This is a genomic window from Aeromonas sp. Prich7-2 (genome assembly GCF_017939255.1).
Taxonomy (GTDB): Bacteria; Pseudomonadota; Gammaproteobacteria; order Enterobacterales; family Aeromonadaceae; genus Aeromonas; species Aeromonas caviae.
The window spans coordinates 1-20,407 of record NZ_JAGKRI010000026.1; the positions used below are offsets into that span (position 1 = coordinate 1).

Sequence of the window (20,407 nt, forward strand, 5' to 3'; positions counted from 1 at the left end):
TACCCGATGCACACGAGTGTGCTGGAAGGGGTGAACAACAAGATCAAAGTGATAAAGCGTATGGCATATGGATTTAGGGACTCAGAATACTTTTTTCTGAAAATCAAGGCGGCCTTCCCCGGAAAGCCGCGATGAACCTAAAAAAACCAGCGACCGGGTCGCTGGTTTTTTTCATTCGAAGCTGGCTTAGAGCATGCGGGCCAGGGCGCGGCAGAGGCGCTTGATGCCCTCTTCCGTAGTGGCCTCGTCCACGCAGGAGAAGCTCAGGCGCAGGGTGTTCTGGATCTCGGGGCGCACGTAGAAGGGGGCGCCGGGTACGAAGGCCACCTTCTCCTTGATCGCCTCGTCGAACAGGGCCATGGCGCTGACGCTCGAAGGCAGGGTCAGCCAGAGGAACATGCCGCCCTGGGGCCGGGTGTAGCTGACGCCGGGGGGGCAGTGACGGCCGAGGGCGGCCTCCATGGCGGCGCGCTGGCGGCCATAGACCTCCTTGATCTTCTCGAGGTGAGCATCCAGCGAGTTGTCGGTCAGGAAGCGGTGCAGCACCTGCTGGCTGAAGGCATTGCTGTGCAGGTCGGTGGCCTGCTTGGCGATGGTGACCTTCTTGCGCAGCCAGTCCGGCACCAACATCCAGCCGAGGCGGAAGGCGGGCACCACCGTCTTGGAGAAGGAGCCGAGCAGCACGGTATTGTTCGGCGCCAGCTTGGCGATGGGGGGCAGGTGCTCCCCCTCGAAGCGCAGCTCGCCGTAGGGGTCATCTTCCACCATCAAGAGCTCGTGGCGTACCAGCCGCTCGGCCAGCGCCTCGCGGTTGGCGCGGCTGTAGGAGACCCCGCTCGGGTTCTGGAAGTTCGGCACCCCGTACAGCAGCCTGGCGTTGGAACCCTGCTCCAGCAGCGCATCCAGCGCGGCCAGATCCAGCCCCTCTTCCCCCAGCGTGATGGGTCTGAAGTTCGGTTGATAGACGGAGAACGCCTGGATGGCGCCGAGATAGCCCGGCTCTTCGATGATGAGATCCTGCCCCTCGTCGATCAGCACCTTGCCCAGCAGATCCAGCGCCTGCTGGGAGCCGCTGGTGATCAGGATGTTGTCTGGGTTGACCGCCATGCCGTGACGGCTCAGGTAGCGATCGGCGATGTACTGGCGCAGCGGCGCGAAGCCTTCGGTGGTGGCGTACTGCAGGGCGGCCGCCCCTTGCTCGCGCAGCACGTCCTGGCAGGCCTGCTCGATGGCCTTGACCGGGAACAGGTGGGGATTGGGCAGGCCGCCGGCGAAGGAGATGATCTCCGGGTTGGTGGCGACTTTCAGGATTTCACGGATGAACGAAGGCTCGACCTTCTCGAAGCGCTGGGCAAAAAACGGCTGCATAGGGTTCTCTCTGACTAGGGTGGCGGTCGCTCCATTCAACCGCCAGGTTATCCGTTTGTATCAGATTTAAGAAATGAGGCAATGGCTGTAACAAAAATCCATAAAAAAGGGCAGGTTTGGCACCTGCCCGAATTTTATCGTCTCCGCCGTGGCCGGGGGCGTAAAAACCCCTGAGGGGGACCTCATCGACCGCGGGATCAGAGCCCCGGTTCTTTCAGGAAGCGGATCATCAGATCCGTGTTGGCGCCGAGTTGCTGCTGCACCCGGCCAGGGAACAGCTCGGCCATCTTGTCGAGGCGGTCGTACTGGGTATGCCAGATCTTGCCCCACTGGGTCTCGCTGTCCCGGTCGCAGGCGCTCTTGCTGGTCTCGTCGTAGCAGTCCCACAGCGCCGGGTTGGTGCTCTGGGAGTAACCGTCATAACCATCCTCGCCATCGATGGTGAAGTTGGTCGCCTCCACGTAGGCCACTGGCACCCCCAGGCAGGCGAAGGGGGCGTGATCCGACCAGCTGCCGGTCTCGCCCTCCGGATAGCCGGGGTAGCTCGGGTGGATGGCGAAGGGGTTGGCGCCCTGCTTGGAGATGGCCAGCAGGCGGTCGCGCACCTTGGGATCGAAGCTGTAGCGGCTCGGCTCGGCACAGTTGTACTCGGCCACGTCCGAGTGGGCGGAGTGGACGTAGACGATGTCGCCACCGGCGATGGTGTCGTAGTTCACCATGGCCAGCAGCTGGGCGATGGCGGCGCCGTCCAGGCTGGCGGCATAGGCCTTGGAGCCGTTCAGGCCGTTCTCCTCCGCGCCGAAGAAGGCGAAGCGCACCGTGTAGGGCAGGGTCTCTCCCTTGAGCGCCTCGGCTACCGCCAAGAGGGCGGCGACCCCGGCGCCGTTGTCGGTGGCGCCTTCGGATCCTTTCTTCTCGCCGGTGCTGTCATAGTGGGCACCGATGAGGATCACCTTGTCGCTCTGACCCTTGAGCTCGGCGACGATGTTCTGGGAGGTTCGGTCTGTGCCGCCCCGGGTGTAGGTGAATGGCTGGTTCTGCACTTCGTAACCCCAACCGGTCAGGTGATCCTGGATCCAGGCGGCGGCGCGGGTTTCGGCCTCGGTGCCCGTGGGACGAGCGCCTATCCCTTCTGCGCCAGAGCTCAGTTGCACCAGAAATTCATGGGCCTGAGCCGCGGGGGCAGGGGGTTGGGAGTCGTTGTCAGAGGGGTTGCAACCGGCCAGCAGGGCAGGCAGGGCGAGGGCCAACAGGGTTTTCTTCATACTGCAATCCTTTGTTGTATATGGTTTTATTTTTCCGCGTCAGGATGAACCCGACGTCCGGCAGATTCTGTGAAGGGGGTGGCATTTGTCAACCTTGCCGGTGGATGTGGGCAGTCCCGGGGGATTTGTTGTGGGAAACACTTGCGCCTTGTGCCTATCTTGGGATAATTCGCTCCCCTGTTTTTGCGAACTGATGCAATAACGAGCGATCCATTTATGTCGGCTCTGTTCCAGAGCGATGCAATAACGAGCAATTTACTATGTCTGTGACCCAAGATGTGTTTAACGAAGACGGCAAGTTCATGCGCAAGATCCGCAGCTTCGTCCGTCGCGAAGGCCGCCTGACCAAAGGGCAGGAGAAGGCCCTGGAAGAGCTCTGGCCGGTCATGGGCATCGATTTCGCACCAGAGCCGCTCGACATGGTGGCCCTGTTTGGCCGCGAGGCACCCGTGGTGCTGGAGATCGGGTTCGGCATGGGCGCCTCCCTGGTGGAGATGGCCAAGAACGCCCCCGAGAAGAACTTTATCGGCATCGAGGTGCACTCTCCGGGTGTGGGCGCCTGCCTTGGCACCGCCCAGGAGGCGGGCGTCACCAACCTGCGCGTCATCTGCCACGATGCGGTGGAAGTGCTGGAGCACATGATCCCGAACGGTTCTCTCTCCTGCCTGCAGCTCTTCTTCCCTGACCCCTGGCACAAGAGCCGCCACCACAAGCGCCGCATCGTGCAGCCTGCCTTTGCCCAGGATATCCGCCAGAAGCTTGCCATCGGTGGCGTCTTCCACATGGCCACCGACTGGGAGAACTACGCCGAGCACATGCTGGAGGTGATGAGTGCCGCCGAGGGGTACGAGAACACCTCCGCCACCGGCAACTGGGTGCCCCGTCCCGACTGGCGCCCCCTGACCAAATTCGAGCAGCGTGGCCATCGTCTGGGCCACGGTGTCTGGGATCTGATTTTCAAACGAGTCAACTGAGTCAACGTATCAACTAAGGAGCTATCATGGCCAACCGTAGCCGCCGTCTGCGTAAGAAACTGCGCGTCGATGAATTCCAGGAAATGGGGTTCGACATCAGTTTCAACTTCCCGGTCGGCACCGCCGAAGAGACCATTGATGCCGTGGTCGATGCGCTGATCGACGAGGTGATCGAACCTCGCAAGCTGGCCTTCGCCGGCTCGGGTCACCTGGCCTGGGAAGGGATGGTCTGCACCCAGCAGCTCGGCAAGTGCACCGACGAAGACCGTTCCGCCGTTCAGACCTGGCTGCAAGGCAAAGGGCTGGAGGCCGTGGTGGTCACCGAGCTGTTCGATCTCTGGTACGGCGAGCCGGCCTGATATCTGACTGCCTCCCGGGCAGATAGAAAATCCCGCCGCCGGCGGGATTTTTGTCGGTGGGCTGGCCCCGCCTCGTTTCACGTCATGGAATAGCCAATGGTGTTGTCATCCGAATTACTGGCCGGCATCCTGGAAGAGGTGCGTCCGCTGCTCGGGCAGGGGAAGGTGGCCGATTACATTCCCGCCCTGGCCCAGGTGCCTGCCGACCGGCTGGGGATCGCGGTCTGTACCGTTGAAGGGGAATTGTTCACCGCAGGTGACGCTTTCGAGCCCTTCTCCATCCAGAGTATCTCCAAGGCCCTGAGCCTCACGCTGGCCTTGACCCTCTATCAGGAGGAGGAGATCTGGGCCCGGGTGGGCAAGGAGCCCTCCGGCCAGCCGTTCAACTCCCTCGTCCAGCTGGAGTTCGAGCAGGGCATTCCCCGCAACCCCTTCATCAACGCCGGTGCCCTGGTGGTGAGCGATCTGCTGGAAACCCGGCTCACCGCTCCTCGCCAACGCACTCTGGAGCTGGTGCGCCGCCTGTGCGGCAACCCGGCCATCATGGCGGATCAGGTGGTGGCGCGCTCCGAGTACCAGCACTCCGCCCGCAATGCCGCCATCGCCTATCTGATGAAGGCCTATGGCAACTTCGAGAACGAGGTGGACAAGGTATTGCAGAGCTACTTCAATGCCTGCGCCATCCGCATGAGCTGCGTCGATCTGGCACGAGCCTTCGTCTATCTGGCCAACCGGGGTGTCCCTCTTGGCGAGAGCACGCCCCTGCTGCCGGCCCGTACCACCAAGCAGGTCAATGCCCTGCTCGCCACCTGCGGCCTCTATGACGAGGCGGGCGACTTCGCCTACCGGGTCGGCATGCCGGGGAAATCCGGGGTGGGGGGCGGCATCATGGCGCTGATCCCGGGAGAGCTTTCCATCTGCGTCTGGTCACCCGAGCTCAACAAGGCGGGCAACTCCCTGGCCGGGACGGCGACGCTGGAGCTGCTGGCCGAGCGCCTGGGCCGCTCCATTTTTTAACTCTCTTCACTATGCATCGAGACGACATCATGAAACGAATGACTGGACTGTGGCGAAGCTGCCTGACCGCCTTGCTGCTCTGGTGTGCCTGGCCCGTGCTGGCCGCCGAGCTGCCCCCGATCTCCCTGGCGGATGCCAAGGGGAAGGAGGCGGTGATCCTGGATACCCGCCCGAGCTATTTCTATCAGGGCTGGCCCATGGACGGGGAGAAGCAGGGGGGCCATGTGGCCGGTGCCGAGCTGCTCTCCGCAGAGTGGAAATACAGTGACGAGGAGTGGCCTGCGGCACTCGCGAGCAAGGGGTTGAAGGCCGACAAACCCGTCGCCCTCTATGGGACCCCTCGCGAGGTGGCCGAGGTGGCCCGTCTGCTGCGCCAGCAGGGCATCAAGCAGCTGTTCGAGCTGCAGGGATGGAAAGAGGCGCCCCGGGAGCACCTGGCACGCTGGCAGCAGCTGGTCCATCCGCTCTGGCTGGCGGACTTGCAGGCAGGCAAACCGGTCATCGCCGCCCCCAAGGGGGAGTGGAAGGTGTTCGAGGTGGACTGGGGATCCCCCAAGGCCTATCTGCTGAGCCACATTCCGGGAGCCGGCTACATCGACACCAACCGGCTGGAAGGGGAGCCGCTGTGGAACAAGGTCTCTGACGAGGCGCTCAAGGCGCTGCTGCTGGAGAACGGCATCCGTCATGACACCACCGTCATCCTCTATGGCCGCAACACCATGGCGGCGGCCCGTGCGGCCCATCTGATGATGTATGCGGGGGTCGAGGATGTGCGGCTGCTGGATGGCGGGCTGGAGGCCTGGTTCGTGCAGCATCTGCGCACCGAGACCGGGCTGGCCAACAAGTTCACCCCGGCCAAGGAGTTTGGCGTGGCCATCCCGGCCCATCCCGAGTACTACACCACCCTTGACCAGGCCAAGGCCCTGCTCAAGCAGCCGGACGGCGCCCTGGTCAGCGTGCGCACCTGGGACGAGTTCGTGGGCAATACCTCGGGCTACAGCTACATCAAGCCCAAGGGGGACATTCCCGGGGCCAGATGGGGTCATGGCGGGGTGGATGCCAACAGCATGAGCGACTTCCACAACCCGGACGGCACCATGAAGCCCGCCCGCGAGATCCTCGCCATGTGGGATGAGTGGAATATCGAGCCGACCCAGCAGGCCGCTTTCTACTGCGGCACCGGCTGGCGCGCCTCCGAGGCGTTCTTCTACGCCTGGCTGATGGACTGGAAGCGGATCAGCGTCTACGACGGCGGATGGTTCGAGTGGAGCATGGATCCGGCCAACCCCACCGTCACCGGCGAGCGCAAGCCGGGCAAGTAACTAATAATCCAGAGCAGGCCGGACAGATGTCCGGTCTTTCTTTTCTTGATAGATCATTTTCAATGACTATAGCAGGTGGATTCTTTCTGTGAATCCTGTTGCTGCAATCAAGGTAAACGGGCCATCCGGTTGAGCTAGGCTTCATCTATCACCGCCAGGGTGAGCGTGAAGAAGGGGAGAGTGATGAAAGCTGTGATGATGCTGGTTTGTCTGTTGGGATTGGCGGGGTGCAGCTCCCAATACATCATGAGCACCAAGGATGGCAAGATGATTGCCACCGACAGCAAACCCAGGTTGGACGAGACCACAGGCATGTATCGCTATTACGATGAAGAGGGGCGGGAGGTGCATATCAACAAGGACGACATCACCCAGATCATGGAGCGTTGAGGCTCTCCTCAAGCAACAAGGGCTGCCCGGGGGCAGCCCTTGTTATTTTTGGTGCTCATGCCTTCTGGGGCACCTGGCGGTTGACCTGGCCGGCAAACAGCTGGTGGAAGCGGGAGTGGGAGTTGGCCAGCAGGCTCACCGGCGACCCCTGCTCCACCACGGTGCCGGCCTCCATCACCACCACCTTGTCCACCGACAAGAGCGGCTCCAGGTGGTGGGCGATCACCAGATAGCTGGCCTCCGGCCGGTAGCGGTAGAGCAGCTCGGCCATCTTGCGCATGCCGCCGTGATCGAGGTCCGAGGTGGCCTCGTCCAGCACGATGAGCGGTCGGCGCGACAGCAGGATGCGGGCGATCACCAGCAGCTGGGTCTCGCCGGCGGAGAGTTGCAGCCTGTCGAGATCCTCGTCCAGCCGCCCGGCGCAGCGCTCGGCGAGGCCCACCCGGGCCAGCGCCTGCTCAAGCACGGCGTCCTCATGCTCGGTCAGGGGCGCCAGATTGGCCCGCAAGGAGCCAAAGAAGGTGAGCGGGATCTGGGAGACGGTGTCGTAGAGATCGCGCACCGCCTCCGGTGCAAGTCGTGACAGTGGCTGATTGCCGTAAAAGATCTCCCCCTGGGAGGCGGGATACATGGCCTGCAATACCCCCAGCAGGGAGCTTTTGCCTGCCCCGGTTCGCCCGCACACACCCACCTTTTCACCTGGGGCCAGCTCGAAGTTCACCTTGTGCAGTGCCCACTGGCTTGTCTGGGGGTAGCGCAGCCCCAGGTTGTCGAAGCGCACTGCGGGGTGAGGGGTGGCGAGGCCCTCTCCCTCCTGGCGCTCGCTCTCTATTTCGCTGTATTCGCGCACCCGCTCTACCGCGTTCATCACCTGTTCCACTTCGGCAAAGGTGCGGATGAGGGAGTTGAGCATGGCGGAAGCGGTAAAGGCATAGGTGATGGCCACGGCCCCCAGCAGCGGGCTGTTGCCAAAGGCCACCATGAGTGCCACGGCCCCCACCAGGGCGGCGGAGAGCAGGGTCTGGTGCATGCCGAGCCAGCGGTTGATGGAGGTGGTGGTGTACCAGCTGCGCAGGTTGTTGTCATAGTGGTGCAGCACCTGGTCCAACGCGAAACGCTCGGCCCCGGCCAGGCGCAGGGCGGGGGCGCCGCGGATGGTCTCGCTGATGCTGATGTAGAGCGGGGAGCGCAGCACCGAGGACTGGCGCCGCAGCTTGAGTTGCACCGCCCGGTAGCGGCGCTGCAACACATAGAGCGCCCATCCCACCAGGGGGGCGATGAGCAGCAGCAGGGGAATATTGATGCCGATCACCACCACCTGCAAGGCCACGGACACCAGTATGCCGAACAGTCCCACCAGCATGGAGAGCAGCATCTCCTGCGCCTCCCCCAGATCCCGGTCGAAGCGGTTGAGGATGCGCCCCTGGGGCACCTTGTCGAAGAAGGCCATGGGGGCGCGGCTGATGCGTCCCAGCATGCCGTCAAACAGGGTCCAGGCCAGCTTGAGGCCGAGTTTGTAGTTGATGACTCGCACCGCCATGATGCAGGTGAGGGAGCCCGCCCCCAGCAGCACATAGATGCCGAGCAGGGTCGTGACGTCGCTCACCTCGGCCTTGCCGCCGAGCCAGAGATCCGAGGCGATGCGCAGCCCTTCCTGGCCCAGGGTGAGCAGCAGGACGAGCAGGATGGCACCGGGGGCGGCGAGGCGCTGCCACATGAAGCCAAACAGCCCCCAGTCCACCTTGCCCTCCACCACTTTCTCCTCGCTGAACTGCTCCGCCTCCTGAGGGGGCACCGGCGGGGCGGGCTGGGGATGCTGGACAAGATCCGCCAACTGGTGGGCATCGAGCTCCACCAGGCGCCCCTGCTCGATGCGGATCACCCGATCGCACCTGGCCAGCACATCCGGGTCGTGGCTCACCAGGAGCCGGGTCGGCCCCGGTTTGAAGGCGAGCCCCTGCTCCAGTACCTGGGCCGCGACCATGGGGTCGAGCGCAGACAAAGGGTTGTCCAGCAGCAGGATATCGGCCCGGGCGTAGAGGGCGCGAGCCAGGGCGACCCGCTGTTGCTGGCCGCCGGAGAGGCGGGTGCCGAGCTCCCCCACCAGGGTCTGATCCCCGTGGCTGAGCAGCGCGAGATCGGCCGTGAGGGCGCAGGCGCCGAGCACCCAACGATAGCGCTCGGCGTGCCAGGGCTGGCCGAACAGGATGTTGTTGCGGATGGTGTCGTTCATCAGCCAGGGTTTATGGCCCAGATGGGCAACCCGGCCGTGGCGACGGATGCTGCCGGCAAACTCGCTGTCAAAGCCGGCAACCAGATGCAGCAGGCAGCTCTTGCCCGCCCCGGTGGCCCCGGTGATCCCCACGAGCTCCCCCGGTGCGATGGCGAGGTTGGCTCCCTCGAGCACCGGTTTTTGCTGGTGCAGGGCGGTGACGTTGTCGAGCCGCAGGCTGCCCACCGGCAAGCTGGGATCATCGAGTTCCCGATGCTGCTCCGGGCTGTTCAGGAACTCGCACAGCCGGTTGAAGCCGGTGTTGAAGTTGATCAGGGTGCGGATGAGGTAGGGCAGTCGCATCATGGGAATGCGCAGCACGGTAAACAGGGCGATGGTGGTGAACACCTGGGGCAGGGTGAGGGTGTTGCCCGACGCCAGGTAGGTGGTGAAGGTGGCCAGGGTCACCAGCAGGGGAGTGCTCAGCATCAGCCCTTCGTTGATGGCATCGAGCCTGAGCACCCGGCCCAGCACCCCCAACTCCTGCTGGCGCTTGGTGTTGGCCGCCCGGGTGAAGAAGGGGCCAAGCCCGTTCTGGCGCACCAGCCTCAGCTTCTTGATGTATTCCGCCAGGATGCCGTTGCGCTCGTCCTGTTGACGCTTGAGCTGCTGCTCCTGCTGGTTCATGCGCCGTACCACCCGGGTGGAGATGAGCAGCAGCAGGGCCAGCACCGCGAAGCCCACCAGACCGGCACTGCCCACCTGCCACACCAGCAGGGCGATGGTGCCGATGAGTTGCAGCGCCATGGTGACCGGCATGGCGGGGTCAGCCAGGATCCAGGTGATGTCCCACACGTCCCGGTTGATGAGGTTCTGAACCCGGCCGCCGGCCCTGTCGTCGAAGCTCTTGCCACCCTGCTTCATCACCTTGGCGAGCAGGGATTCGGCCAGCAGACGGCGGATGGGCACGTGCATCTTTAGGGCCAGTTGCAGGGAGTGCTCCGCCAGCATGCCGGCGGCGAGCACGGAGGCGAACAGGGCCAGGGCCAGCAGCAGCTTGTGGCCGGTGGTGGCATCGGTGCCGAGCTGGGTCATGCTGTGGTTGAGCAGCCAGGGGCTGGTCAGGGTGGCGAGCATGCCGAGCAGTTGCAGCAGGGTGAGCAGGCCAATCCGTCCCTTGTAATGGCGCCAGATAAAGGCGGTCAGGGGCCAGGGGCGCACCGGCTGGCGGGCAGTGAGCGCGAGGAAGGCGTCGGCGCGGCCGTCGCGCCTGTCTTCCGGCAGCAGGGGATAGAGATCGTCGAGACTGACCTGGGGCTGGGTCAGCCCCTTGCGCAGCAGCGGGCCGGTCCAGCGATAGAAGAGGCGACTCAGCCAGCCGGCCGAGATTTCCGGATGATCCAATGGGTGTCCTTGTTGTTTTGTGTTGCTTCCATGGGCGGGGCGGCTCATGGGCCGCCCTCGAACTTGTCGTCTTGCTGCGGGCGTGCGCCCGGCGGGATCAGCGATCCCGGTTCATGCGGATGAGCAGATCCAGGATCCGCTCGCCATCGACCCGCAGGCCGTTGTGTTCGTACTCGTTGGTGATCCAGGCGCGGCTGTTGCCAAGCCCCTTCAGGGTGTCGCGGCTGTAGTCAAACTCCACGTACATGTCCTCGGCATAGACGGCGCAGGCCACCGGCACAGTGTTGCGGGCCAGCTGCGCCGGATCGTAGAGGGGGCCCCAGTCCGCTTTCTGGGCAAGCAGGTGGGCGGCCTCCTTCAGGGGAATGAGCTCGCGGAACTGCTCGAACATCCAGGGGAAGATCATCTCGCCGGTAAAGGCGAAATCTTTGCCTGGCGCCCAGGCCAGGGCAGGGAACTCCCTTCTCACCCGCTCTGCCGCCCAGTTGCTGGCACTCCCTTCGCAATAGATGAGCTCGTGCAGGATGGCGAACACCGGGTTGGTGTTGAACGGCTGCATGGCCTGCACCTGGTAGAGGAAGGCGGGGTTGAGGCGTTCGCCGATGAAGGCGTCTTCCAGCAGGTAGTAAAGTGCCTCGAAGGCGCCGCTGGCCCCCAGATCCAGCCCCTGCTGCTGCAACTGCTCCACCGTCAGGCGCTGGCCGTTGGGCAGGCGCACATCGTAGTGGTGCAGGTGGTTGGCCAGCCGGTTGGCCAGGGCCTGGGCATGGGGGAAGCGGGTGAAGAAGGCGCGGTTCTTGTCCGCTACCCGCTGGTAGGTGGCGCGGTAGACCTCATCCGCACTGCGCCCGATGGGTGCCACGCCGCCGGTGAGGTAGACCTCGTGCAGGCTCCTTGGGAACAACGAGAGGTAGGTGAGGCTGCAAAAGCCGCCGAAACTCTGGCCGAGCAGGCTCCAGGGGCGCCCCGGGCTCAGCACCTCGCGAATGCATTCGGCGTCGCGCACTATGCTGTCGGCACGAAAATGGCCGAGGTAGTCCGCCAGCTCACCGGGGGTCATCCCCGCCAGGGCGTCAGCACTGATGGGGGTGGAGTGGCCGGTGCCGCGCTGATCGAGCAGCAGCACCCGAAACTCCTGCAGGGCCCGCTTGATCCAGCCGCCATCGGCGGTCGGGCGAGGAGCGCCAAAGCCCGGGCCCCCCTGCAAATAGAGCAACCAGGGCAGGTCATCATCCAGCTTGTCCTTGCGGCAGAGGGTGCGGCCAAACAGGGTGAGGGTCGCCTCCTCATCGGGATGCTGGTGGTCGAGGGGCACGGTAAAAAAGTGTGGCTCGCAATGGATGCCATCCAGCACATAGTGCAAGGGGCTGCTCATCTGGGGTCTCCCTGAGGGTAGGAAAATCGTCGGCCTCATCATAGCCCTGGCGCAGGGGCGGGTCACGCCGGTTTTCCAGATTGTTAACAGAGATGGAGCCTGAGGTCGGTGCCGTACAAGGTGTGGTTTCGCCGCGGTTGACGGCGGGCTGCAACTGGACAAAGATGAGCCGCCTGCCGGGACGGGCAGGGATAGGTCAGCACCCCGGGTGCAGGAAACTGGATGGAGTTGGCTCGATGAAGCCGAGATGGATACGTGTTCGCAAGAGACGCACACAGAGGGATCCGGAGGGGGTGCTGCAGGCGGGTTTGCTGGTGTTCAGCGCCACCTGTGGTGCCACTCTGTTGCTGGCGGCCTGCAACGGCGGTTAGCTGAGTGAAACAGACCCGCTTGTCATGAGCGGGTTTTTTCATGCCAGAGCAGAAGGTCAGGACCTGCCTGTAGCCCTTTGCTGGCGCGGGTTTGCTGTATGCAGAGCACGGCTGCTATGGTCAATTTACGACCGGATCCACAGAGGGAGGCGATCATGAACAGTCGTGAAAAAGTCCTGGCTCATTTGGCCACAGATCACCGGGTTGCAGGATTGACCGCTGGCGAGGCACTGGCTGGCATGAGCCACTCGATGAGTTCGCTCCTGCTGCAACAGGATCAGCACTTCTTCCGCCGCCATGCGGACGACCCCTGCCACGAAGTCGCCCGGGCCTGCTCGGCCGGACACGTATGGCATGGGGACGAAAACCACTACTAGCCCCGGCATGTGAGTAAATGACAGATGCAAAAAGGCCCGCTCATCTGAGCGGGCCTTTCGAATTTGGCTCCTCCTACTGGACTTGAACCAGTGACATACGGATTAACAGTCCGCCGTTCTACCGACTGAACTAAGGAGGAATAGTTGGTGCCCAGAGACGGAATCGAACCGCCGACACGGGGATTTTCAATCCCCTGCTCTACCGACTGAGCTATCTGGGCAACGGCGCGCATTAAACCCTTTCTGGACTGAGGTGTCAACCACAGGCCGCAGATTGATGTACCGTTCGCTCGATATCCGAGCAATCTTCCCGTGATTGGACCGGTTTCCCCGTTTTAACCATGAAAAGAGGGGCGCCTGCGGGGCAGGGTGGGCCGACGGCCAGCAGAACATCATGAAGGGGGGCGAGCTGCCTGACGTGCCGAGGGCTGCCCGCTGGCGCCAAGCCGGGAGAGGCGCCAGTTATCTTGGCCCATCGATTGAGCCTGCCGCGCTCTGCGGGTATGCTTTGCCGCACTCATCCCCTGGCCATGGTCCGGGCCGACGCGGCTGGCAGGGGTGACATCCATTCAACACCGCCTGGGGTTTATATGAATACCAATATGCAAGAGTGGCGCGAAGAGACCGCCGCCATCGTCAACGAGCTGCTGGCCGATGGCAGCAACCCGGATCTGGATTACGAGATTGAGCACCACTTTGCCTGCCAGAAGTTCGATCTGCTGGAGAAGGCGGCGGTCGATCTGTTCAAGGCCGGTTTCGAAGTGACCGACGCCGAGGAGATGGAGCTGGACGACGGCGCCACCATCTTCTGTTTCGACGCCATGGTGGAGTGCAAGCTGGACATCGACACCATCGTCGCCGACATCGAGAAGATGCTGCCCATCCTCGAGAAATACGGGGTGGACTACGACGGCTGGGGCACCTACTTCCAGGAGTAAGTGCGCCAGATCACGTACGCTTTGCAAAAACAACAAGGCCACCCTCGGGTGGCCTTGTTGTTGCTGGCTTACTGCTCCGGCAGCTGGTAGCTGCGGGCAAACTCGGCCGGTGGGAGGGGGCGGCTGAACAGATAGCCTTGCAGCCGATCGCAACCGACCTGCACCAGCCAGGCCTGCTGCTCCGGTGTCTCCACCCCTTCGGCGGTGATCTTGATGCCAAGCTCATGGCCCAACCCGATGACGGAACGCACGATGGCGGTGGTGGCCTGGTTGGTGGCCAGCCCCTGGGTGAAGCTTTTGTCGAGCTTGAGGGTCGCCACTTGCAGCCTGGGAAGGTAGGCGAGGGAGCAGTAGCCGGTGCCGAAGTCGTCGATGGCGAGCTGGAAGCCCGCCTCGATGAGGCTGGCCAGGTTGCTCTCTATCTCGTCGGCATTCTCCATCAGCACCCCTTCGGTGATCTCCAGCTCCAGTTGCCAGGGGGCGAGCCCGTGGCGCGCGATGCAGTCGAAGATCTGCGGGCAGAGCTCGGGATCGCGGAACTGCAGGGGCGAGAGGTTGATGGAGAGCACCAGATCCGGGGCCGCCACCTGCCAGTGGGCAAGCTGGGCACAGCCGAGCTCCAGCATCAGCTGGCCGAGCTGGCCGATGAGCCCCAGCTCTTCCGCCAGCGGGATGAACTCGTCGGGGGAGATCATGCCGAATTCGGGATGGGGCCAACGGCAGAGCAGCTCAGCCCCGTGCAGCCGGTTGCTGTGGGTACAGATGATGGGCTGGTAGACGGCGGTCAGCTCGGCGGACTTGATGGCGAGCGGCAACTGGGCGGCGATGAGCTGGCGGCGTTTGAGCTTGGCATCGAGTGCGGGGTCGAACAGGGTACAGTGCTGCTGCTGGCGCTTGCCCTGGGCCAGGGCGGCCTCGGCGTGGCTCAGCAGACGCTCGGCATCCTTGGCCTTGCCATGGGCGATGCCGAGGAACACCGGGATCTGGATCCTGTGTTCTTCCACCTGATAGGGCGTCATCAGCTCCTGCTGCAGGTTGCGGCTCCACGCATCCAGAGAGAGGGGGAGCTCGGGCAGCAGCAGGGCGAAGTCATCCGCCGCGACCCGGCAGAGCAGGGACTGGGGCGGCGCCAGTCGTTGCAGGCGACGGGCCACCTGGCTCAGCAGGCGGTCGGCGACCCGTATGCCGAAGCGATCGTTGATCTCGCGAAAATGTTGCAGATCCACCAGCAGCAGGCTGGCCTTGCGGGCCCCCAGATGACGGCTGGTCTGCAGGAAGTGGGAGAGCTTGAGCAGGCCGGTCAGGCTGTCGTAGTGCTGCTCCTGCTGCAACTGGGCCTGGGTGGTGCGCAGCCCGGTGATGTCGCGGCTCAGGGTAAGGATGCCGAGGGAGTTGCCCTCGTCATCCGGCACCTCGACCCGGGTGACCTCCAGATGGCGGCCTCTGCCCTGGGCATCCACCACGCAATACTCCCCCTGACCCAGGGTTTGTTCGACGGGCAGCCGGGGCGGGACGCGCCGACCCAGAGCCTCGCTTGCCACCAGCCCCATGAAGTCGAGAAAGGCCTGGTTGCAGTCGATGAGCACGCCCTGGTGATCCTCGAGACGGATGAGGTCGGGAATGGCATCCAGCAGGCGGCGTTGCAGCAACTGCTGCTGGCGGAAGGTTTGCTCCAGCTCCTTGCGCTGATCGATGGCGCTGACCATGGCAAACAGGGCGATGGGGTCGCCGTGCTCGTCATACAGGGGAACCTTGTTGATCTCCATCCAACTGGCGCCTTCGCCGCTGTGGCAATGGAGCTGCTGGTGCAGCAGGGGTTTGCCGTCGGCCAGCAGGCGGTCATCTTCCTCCCGGAATACATCCCCCCAGGGCATCTCGGCATCGCTCTTGCCAATGAGTTCGCTCGGGTCTTGCAGGCCGGCTTCCCTGGCGAATGCCTTGTTGGCAAACAAGTACCGTCCGTGCTTGTCCCGGCAGAAGATATTCATGGGTAACTGGTCGATGATCTGCTGCAGCAGCGCCAGGGAGAGCGAAGAAGTCACGAGAGCACTCACGGGGGAGACTTCGAGCAAATCTATGATAACAGGTGGGTTTTGTAAAGCCTGGGTTAAGAGTACGCCATTTGTGCGGATCCCTGCTGACAGCCTGTGTCGCGATCGCCATAATAGCCGCCGGTTGGCCTATGGCCTTATGGATGAGAGAAGCAGCATGAAGAAGATAATGGGGGGCGCCCTGGCCCTGTTGATGGTGGGTTGTGCGAGCGACAACAACGGCGGCGAGCAGTATCGCTATACCCCGCCGGTTGCCAAGGCAACCAACAACACCCAGGAGATGGCGATCCCGGTGGATCTGGTGTGGGCCCGTGCCGAGAAGTGGTTCGGCGATCACGGCCTGAACATCGAGAACAGCCAGCGTGGTGCCGGTCTGATGACCGCCAACGTGGAAAACTCGGCCGATGGTCTGGAGTGGCTGGATTGCGGCACCATGGGGTCCAAGGTGGCGCTGGGCAACCCCAACCTGCAGATCAACCTGATCATCACCCAGAGCGGCAACAACAGCGTCGCCACCGTGAACGTCAAGGGCAACACCCAGCTCTACTTCGTCGAGTCCTCCGGCGAGCGGGTACTGGCTCCCTCCATCACCCCGGTGTGCGTCTCCCGCGGCAGCCTGGAACAGAGCCTGTTCTCCACCCTCGGCAACTGATCCTGCCGGGTATCATGAAAAACCCCGTTGCGTGCAACGGGTTTTTTTTATGCCTGCTCTGCGCCCATCAGGGCGTGGGGGGAGGGATGAAGCCAGAGGATCAGGGGGTCAGATCGCCGTGATAGAGCACATGGTCGCCGGACTTGAGCACATAGCCCTTCCAGGGGAAGAGCTGATAGCCGCCGCCCTGCCAGGACCAGTTGCCCTCTTCGCCCTGGCGGATCAGCCGGATCGGCTCGCCCTCTGGCAGGGTCAGCTCGGCCTGACTCTGATCGGCATTGAACAGCACGAAGGCGCTGACGGTCTGACCGGCATCGGTCGGGTTGAGGCGAATGCCCTGCTCGAACAGCCGCACGCACTGGCCTGCCAGCGCCGACCATTGATAACCCGCGCTGCCGATGCAGCCATGTTCGTCGCGATCCGCGCCGACCAGGGGCTCCCTCGGTGTCGTGTTGCAGGCGGCCAGCAGCAGGGTGGCCGCCATCAGGGTCAGGGTGCGCATGGTTACTCCTTGGCGTCCCGTTCGATGACGATGTTGGAGAAGCCCAGTTCCTTGAAGTAGTTCTCCCGGTAATCCTTCACGCTCTTCTTGTCGCGGCGGCACACCTGGGCCAACTGCTCTTCCATGGCGTGGAAGCGGGTCAGATCGATCCCCTCGGCGGCGGCAACGGCATCATAGATGCTGTTGAACTTGTCGTTGGCGTAGCCAATCTCCCTGGCCTGTTTCTTGTAGGTGTAGGTAATCTTGAACGCCATGGCGTTATTCCTTTGCTTTGGCCTGCTTGCGCTGGACGTACAGATAGAGGCTTTCGACCTTCTCTCTGGCCCAGGGGGTCTTGCGCAAGAACTTCAGGCTGGACTTGATGCTGGGATTATCGGTGAAGCAGCGGATATTGATCTGCTGCCCCAGCGCTTCCCAGCCATAGTGCGCGACTAGGGCGGTGACGATGGCCTCCAGGGTCAGCCCGTGCAGCGGGTTGTTCTTCTGGGAAGTGGGTTGATCGCTCATGCTTGCGCCGCCAGGGTGGCAAAGGGCTGACCCATGCGGGTGGTGACCCCGTTGGCCAGGTGCGGCTCGAAACCGGCCAGCATGCCCGGGCCAAACAGGCAGACGACTGTGCTGCCCAGCTTGAACAGGCCCATCTCGGCCCCCTTTTGCAGGGTGATGGCTTCATCGCCGGTGTAGTCCCAGCGCACCACCTTCTTCTCTTTGGTCGGCGCTATGTTGCCGGCCCAGATGGTTTCGATGCTCGCGACGATAGTGGCACCGACCAGCACCAGGGCCATGGGGCCGTGGGGGGTTCGGAAGGTGGCCACCACCCGCTCGTTGCGGGCAAACAGGTTGGGCACGTTCTCGGCGGTGATGGGGTTGACGGAGAAGAGATCCCCCGGCACGAACACCATGCTCTCCAACACGCCGTCCAGCGGCATGTGGATGCGGTGGTAATCCTTGGGTGCCAGATAGATGGTAGCGAAGTCGCCATCCTTGAACGGGGCCACCAGATCTTCATAGCCCCCTAGCAGCTCGCGGGCGCTGTAGTCGTGGCCCTTGGCCTGGATGATGCGACCTTGGCTGATGGGCCCGAGCTGGCTGACGGTGCCATCCACCGGCAGGGCCAGGGTCATGGCGTCTTCCACCACGGGGCGGATGCCGGGTTTGAGCTCGCGGGTGAAGAATTCGTTGAAGCTCTTGTAGTGGGCAGGGCTCTCGTGCAGCGCCTCGCTCATGTCGACCTGGTACTGCTTGATAAAGGCCTCGATCACCCTGGTGGTGAGGTTGCCCGCTTCGGCGGCGGCAAGTTTGCCCACCAGGCGGGAGAGGGCGTGTTTGGGCAGGCAGTATTGACCGGCAATTTTCAGGTTGTCAGTGATGCTCATGATCTTCATCTGGGAATGAGTTGAACGGGTCACAGCCGCGCCTGTTGGCGACCGTGGCGGGCTTCCTGCATGGTTTCCAGGATGCGGTGGTAGTTGTGGAAGCGATCGGCGCTGATGGCGCCCACTTCAACCGCGGCGCGCAGGGCGCAGCCGGGATCATCCTTGTGGGTGCAGTCGCGGAACTTGCAGCCACCCAGGTAGTCGCGAAACTCGACGAAGCACCAGGTGATGCGGTCGGCTTCCAGGTGCCAGAGGGCGAACTCGCGGATTCCGGGGGAGTCGATGAGATCGCCGCCGCTCGGGAAGTGGTAGAGCCGCGCCGTGGTGGTGGTGTGCTGGCCGAGCCCCGAGTTCTCGGAGATCTCGCCGGTGAGCACGTCCAGCCCCGGCATCAGGGCGTTGGTGAGGGACGACTTGCCCACCCCGGACTGGCCCACGAAGATGCTGATCTTGTCGGTGAGCGCCGCCTTGAGGGCGTCGATGCCCTCACCGCTCTCGCAGCTCACCAGCAGCACCTCGTAACCGAGCTTGCGGTAGGTCTCGAGCTGGTGCTCGATACGGGCGCGGGCCGCGTCATCGAGCATGTCGACCTTGTTCAGCACGATGAGGGGCGCTATCTCCACATCTTCTGCCGCCACCAGGTAGCGGTCGACGATGTTGGTGGAGAACTCGGGCATCACCGCCGAGACGATGATGATCTGGTCGATGTTGGCGGCGATGGGTTTGACCCCGTTGTAGAAGTCCGGCCGGGTCAGCACCGAGTGGCGCGGATGCACCGCCTCGATGACGCCGGCAGTCGCGGCATTGAGGCCGGGGCGCCACACCACCTTGTCGCCGCACACCAGGCTGCTGATGCTGCTGCGCCGCAGGTTGCTGCGGTGGATGGCACCATCGCTCGCCTCGACATCCGCGTGCTGGCCGAAACGGCTGATCACCACCCCTTCGATGGCGGGGCCGAACAGGGTGTCATCTACCACTGTGGTGTGCTCTTTTTGCAGCCGCCGCTCGCGGTTGGCCTGGACGCGCCTTTGTTGACCCAGATTGAGTTTTGCTTTCTTTGCCACGGGGTTTGCCAGTTTATGAACAGATTCAAAGCCAGTATGATACATGCAAATTGGCAAAATTCCGCCATTCCTCCCAATAGAGAGAGCAATCATGACAGTCAGCGCGCAGAACCTGGTATGGATCGACATGGAGATGACGGGTCTGGACCCCGAAGAGAACGTGGTACTGGAGATCGCCACCATCGTCACCGACAAGGACCTGAACGTGCTGGCCGAAGGGCCGGTCATCGCCATCCACCAGAGCGAGGAAGAGCTGGGCAAGATGGATGACTGGAACGTCAACACCCACACCAAGAGCGGGCTGGTGGCCCGGGTCAAGGCGAGTGAATACGACGAGGCCAAGGCCGTTGCCGAGACCCTCGCCTTCATTCGCCAGTGGGTGCCGGAGCGCACCAGCCCCCTGTGCGGCAACAGCATCGGCCAGGATCGCCGCTTCATGGTCAAGCACATGAGCGATCTGGAAGCCTTCTTCCATTACCGCAACGTGGACGTCAGCACCATCAAGGAGCTGGTCCGTCGCTGGCAGCCTGAACTGCTGGATCAGTTCAAGAAGAGCGGCTCCCACCAGGCGCTGGATGACATCCGCGAATCCATCGCCGAACTGCAGTTCTACCGCGCCCACGTCTTCAAAATCTGAGTGGCTGGCAAGGGTTTGCCGTCGTTCGGTTGCTAAAATCAGCAGTTCGGCCAGCTTTTGAGCGAACGGCTGCAACCAGACAAAAAAGCCCTTGCAATTGGAATGTCTGCTCTTATAATTCGGCTCCCGTACAGTAGCGCAAGCAACCAAATGCTGTACGGTCTGTTTTCAGGTTTTGCGGGAATAGCTCAGTTGGTAGAGCACGACCTTGCCAAGGTCGGGGTCGCGAGTTCGAGTCTCGTTTCCCGCTCCAAAATGTTTGCTGATGACGTTCCGATGCGGGAATAGCTCAGTTGGTAGAGCACGACCTTGCCAAGGTCGGGGTCGCGAGTTCGAGTCTCGTTTCCCGCTCCAATCATCAGCACAGCCTCAAGACAATCCATGTTGCGGGAATAGCTCAGTTGGTAGAGCACGACCTTGCCAAGGTCGGGGTCGCGAGTTCGAGTCTCGTTTCCCGCTCCAATATGCAGTGCCGGAGTCACCGCGTTGGTAGAGCATGTTGAGTGCTTGCCAAGGCTGGGGTAGCGAGCGCGATTCTCGTTGCTGGCTCCAAAAATATGTAAGTGATATTCCGATGCGGGAATAGCTCAGTTGGTAGAGCACGACCTTGCCAAGGTCGGGGTCGCGAGTTCGAGTCTCGTTTCCCGCTCCAATCACTTGCAGATGACATTCTGTTGCGGGAATAGCTCAGTTGGTAGAGCACGACCTTGCCAAGGTCGGGGTCGCGAGTTCGAGTCTCGTTTCCCGCTCCAA

Annotated in this window: 21 protein-coding genes and 7 tRNA genes; 16 read left to right on the forward strand and 12 right to left on the reverse strand. The window is 62.9% G+C overall.

The annotated features are described in order from the left end of the window. Positions 1 to 135: transposase (locus J9892_RS06305; protein WP_210538105.1), on the forward strand; the 135-nt coding region annotated here is incomplete at its 5' end. 51 nt (positions 136 to 186) lie between these two features. Here J9892_RS06305 and J9892_RS06310 read toward each other — a convergent pair. Both J9892_RS06310 and J9892_RS06315 read right to left on the reverse strand, forming a co-directional pair. Continuing rightward, positions 187 to 1,368: a PLP-dependent aminotransferase family protein gene (locus tag J9892_RS06310; protein ID WP_171865617.1), complete on the reverse strand. Its 1,182-nt coding sequence runs from the start codon at positions 1,366 to 1,368 to the stop codon at positions 187 to 189. Positions 1,369 to 1,565: 197 nt separating this feature from the next. Further along, positions 1,566 to 2,633, reverse strand: a complete 1,068-nt coding sequence (locus J9892_RS06315; RefSeq protein ID WP_210538106.1) for a M20/M25/M40 family metallo-hydrolase — start codon at positions 2,631 to 2,633, stop codon at positions 1,566 to 1,568. Positions 2,634 to 2,893: 260 nt separating this feature from the next. Between J9892_RS06315 and trmB the strand changes: the two genes are divergently transcribed. The 5 genes from trmB to J9892_RS06340 all read left to right on the forward strand — a co-directional run bounded on the left by trmB (position 2,894) and on the right by J9892_RS06340 (position 6,695). After that, positions 2,894 to 3,607, forward strand: a complete 714-nt coding sequence (gene trmB, locus J9892_RS06320; RefSeq protein ID WP_010675501.1) for a tRNA (guanosine(46)-N7)-methyltransferase TrmB — start codon at positions 2,894 to 2,896, stop codon at positions 3,605 to 3,607. A gap of 26 nt (positions 3,608 to 3,633) precedes the next feature. After that, on the forward strand, positions 3,634 to 3,966 hold the full coding sequence (locus tag J9892_RS06325; RefSeq protein WP_010675500.1) for a YggL family protein: 333 nt from the start codon (positions 3,634 to 3,636) through the stop codon (positions 3,964 to 3,966). Between the two features lie 96 nt (positions 3,967 to 4,062). Beyond that, positions 4,063 to 4,983 (forward strand): glutaminase B, encoded by a 921-nt coding sequence (gene glsB / locus J9892_RS06330; RefSeq protein ID WP_053288768.1) that lies wholly within the window; start codon positions 4,063 to 4,065, stop codon positions 4,981 to 4,983. A gap of 29 nt (positions 4,984 to 5,012) precedes the next feature. Next, on the forward strand, positions 5,013 to 6,305 hold the full coding sequence (locus J9892_RS06335) for a rhodanese-like domain-containing protein (RefSeq protein ID WP_053288767.1): 1,293 nt from the start codon (positions 5,013 to 5,015) through the stop codon (positions 6,303 to 6,305). Positions 6,306 to 6,488: 183 nt separating this feature from the next. Beyond that, positions 6,489 to 6,695, forward strand: a complete 207-nt coding sequence (locus J9892_RS06340) for a YgdI/YgdR family lipoprotein (protein ID WP_041215736.1) — start codon at positions 6,489 to 6,491, stop codon at positions 6,693 to 6,695. A gap of 55 nt (positions 6,696 to 6,750) precedes the next feature. On the opposite strand, the gene J9892_RS06345 is transcribed toward J9892_RS06340, so the two are convergent. Next, a complete protein-coding gene (locus J9892_RS06345; RefSeq protein ID WP_053288766.1) occupies positions 6,751 to 10,311 on the reverse strand; it encodes an ATP-binding cassette domain-containing protein in 3,561 nt (1,186 codons plus the stop codon). 97 nt (positions 10,312 to 10,408) lie between these two features. After that, positions 10,409 to 11,686: an alpha/beta fold hydrolase gene (locus J9892_RS06350; protein ID WP_053288765.1), complete on the reverse strand. Its 1,278-nt coding sequence runs from the start codon at positions 11,684 to 11,686 to the stop codon at positions 10,409 to 10,411. Between the two features lie 236 nt (positions 11,687 to 11,922). Here J9892_RS06350 and J9892_RS25005 point away from each other — a divergent pair, with 236 nt between their 5' ends. Continuing rightward, positions 11,923 to 12,057: a hypothetical protein gene (locus J9892_RS25005; protein ID WP_081000980.1), complete on the forward strand. Its 135-nt coding sequence runs from the start codon at positions 11,923 to 11,925 to the stop codon at positions 12,055 to 12,057. A 155-nt stretch (positions 12,058 to 12,212) separates the two neighbouring features. Then, positions 12,213 to 12,434 (forward strand): hypothetical protein, encoded by a 222-nt coding sequence (locus J9892_RS06355; RefSeq protein WP_010675494.1) that lies wholly within the window; start codon positions 12,213 to 12,215, stop codon positions 12,432 to 12,434. Positions 12,435 to 12,498: 64 nt separating this feature from the next. Here J9892_RS06355 and J9892_RS06360 read toward each other — a convergent pair. Continuing rightward, positions 12,499 to 12,574, reverse strand: a tRNA-Asn gene (locus tag J9892_RS06360). Between the two features lie 5 nt (positions 12,575 to 12,579). Further along, positions 12,580 to 12,655 (reverse strand) — tRNA-Phe (locus J9892_RS06365). Between the two features lie 381 nt (positions 12,656 to 13,036). Here J9892_RS06365 and rraB point away from each other — a divergent pair. Next, a complete protein-coding gene (gene rraB, locus J9892_RS06370; RefSeq protein ID WP_010675493.1) occupies positions 13,037 to 13,372 on the forward strand; it encodes a ribonuclease E inhibitor RraB in 336 nt (111 codons plus the stop codon). 68 nt (positions 13,373 to 13,440) lie between these two features. On the opposite strand, the gene J9892_RS06375 is transcribed toward rraB, so the two are convergent. After that, entirely contained in the window at positions 13,441 to 15,414 is a 1,974-nt protein-coding gene (locus J9892_RS06375; protein WP_049636587.1) for an EAL domain-containing protein, read from the reverse strand. A gap of 166 nt (positions 15,415 to 15,580) precedes the next feature. Here J9892_RS06375 and J9892_RS06380 point away from each other — a divergent pair, with 166 nt between their 5' ends. Continuing rightward, complete coding sequence (locus J9892_RS06380; RefSeq protein WP_029314787.1) at positions 15,581 to 16,075, forward strand: hypothetical protein; 495 nt, start codon at positions 15,581 to 15,583, stop codon at positions 16,073 to 16,075. Between the two features lie 100 nt (positions 16,076 to 16,175). On the opposite strand, the gene J9892_RS06385 is transcribed toward J9892_RS06380, so the two are convergent. From J9892_RS06385 to rsgA, 5 genes are read right to left on the reverse strand one after another with little or no spacing between them, the layout of a single operon-like run. Continuing rightward, entirely contained in the window at positions 16,176 to 16,577 is a 402-nt protein-coding gene (locus J9892_RS06385; protein ID WP_049636586.1) for a hypothetical protein, read from the reverse strand. Between the two features lie 2 nt (positions 16,578 to 16,579). After that, positions 16,580 to 16,831 carry a DUF2960 domain-containing protein gene (locus J9892_RS06390; protein WP_010675489.1) on the reverse strand — a complete coding sequence of 84 codons (252 nt, stop codon included), beginning with the start codon at positions 16,829 to 16,831 and terminating at the stop codon, positions 16,580 to 16,582. 4 nt (positions 16,832 to 16,835) lie between these two features. Beyond that, entirely contained in the window at positions 16,836 to 17,084 is a 249-nt protein-coding gene (locus tag J9892_RS06395) for a VF530 family protein (RefSeq protein WP_049636585.1), read from the reverse strand. Then, complete coding sequence (gene asd / locus J9892_RS06400) at positions 17,081 to 17,953, reverse strand: archaetidylserine decarboxylase (RefSeq protein WP_049636603.1); 873 nt, start codon at positions 17,951 to 17,953, stop codon at positions 17,081 to 17,083. Before asd ends, J9892_RS06395 begins: the two co-directional genes overlap by 4 nt. A 29-nt stretch (positions 17,954 to 17,982) precedes the next feature. Continuing rightward, a complete protein-coding gene (gene rsgA, locus J9892_RS06405; protein WP_210538107.1) occupies positions 17,983 to 19,017 on the reverse strand; it encodes a small ribosomal subunit biogenesis GTPase RsgA in 1,035 nt (344 codons plus the stop codon). Between the two features lie 91 nt (positions 19,018 to 19,108). Here rsgA and orn point away from each other — a divergent pair, with 91 nt between their 5' ends. From orn to J9892_RS06435, 6 genes are all read left to right on the forward strand, one after another. After that, positions 19,109 to 19,654 carry an oligoribonuclease gene (orn, locus tag J9892_RS06410; protein ID WP_042014296.1) on the forward strand — a complete coding sequence of 182 codons (546 nt, stop codon included), beginning with the start codon at positions 19,109 to 19,111 and terminating at the stop codon, positions 19,652 to 19,654. Between the two features lie 177 nt (positions 19,655 to 19,831). Further along, positions 19,832 to 19,907, forward strand: a tRNA-Gly gene (locus J9892_RS06415). Positions 19,908 to 19,932: 25 nt separating this feature from the next. Beyond that, a tRNA-Gly gene (locus J9892_RS06420) sits at positions 19,933 to 20,008 on the forward strand. 32 nt (positions 20,009 to 20,040) lie between these two features. Further along, positions 20,041 to 20,116, forward strand: a tRNA-Gly gene (locus tag J9892_RS06425). A gap of 114 nt (positions 20,117 to 20,230) precedes the next feature. Next, positions 20,231 to 20,306, forward strand: a tRNA-Gly gene (locus tag J9892_RS06430). 24 nt (positions 20,307 to 20,330) lie between these two features. After that, positions 20,331 to 20,406, forward strand: a tRNA-Gly gene (locus J9892_RS06435). The last annotated feature ends 1 nt before the right edge of the window (position 20,407 follow it).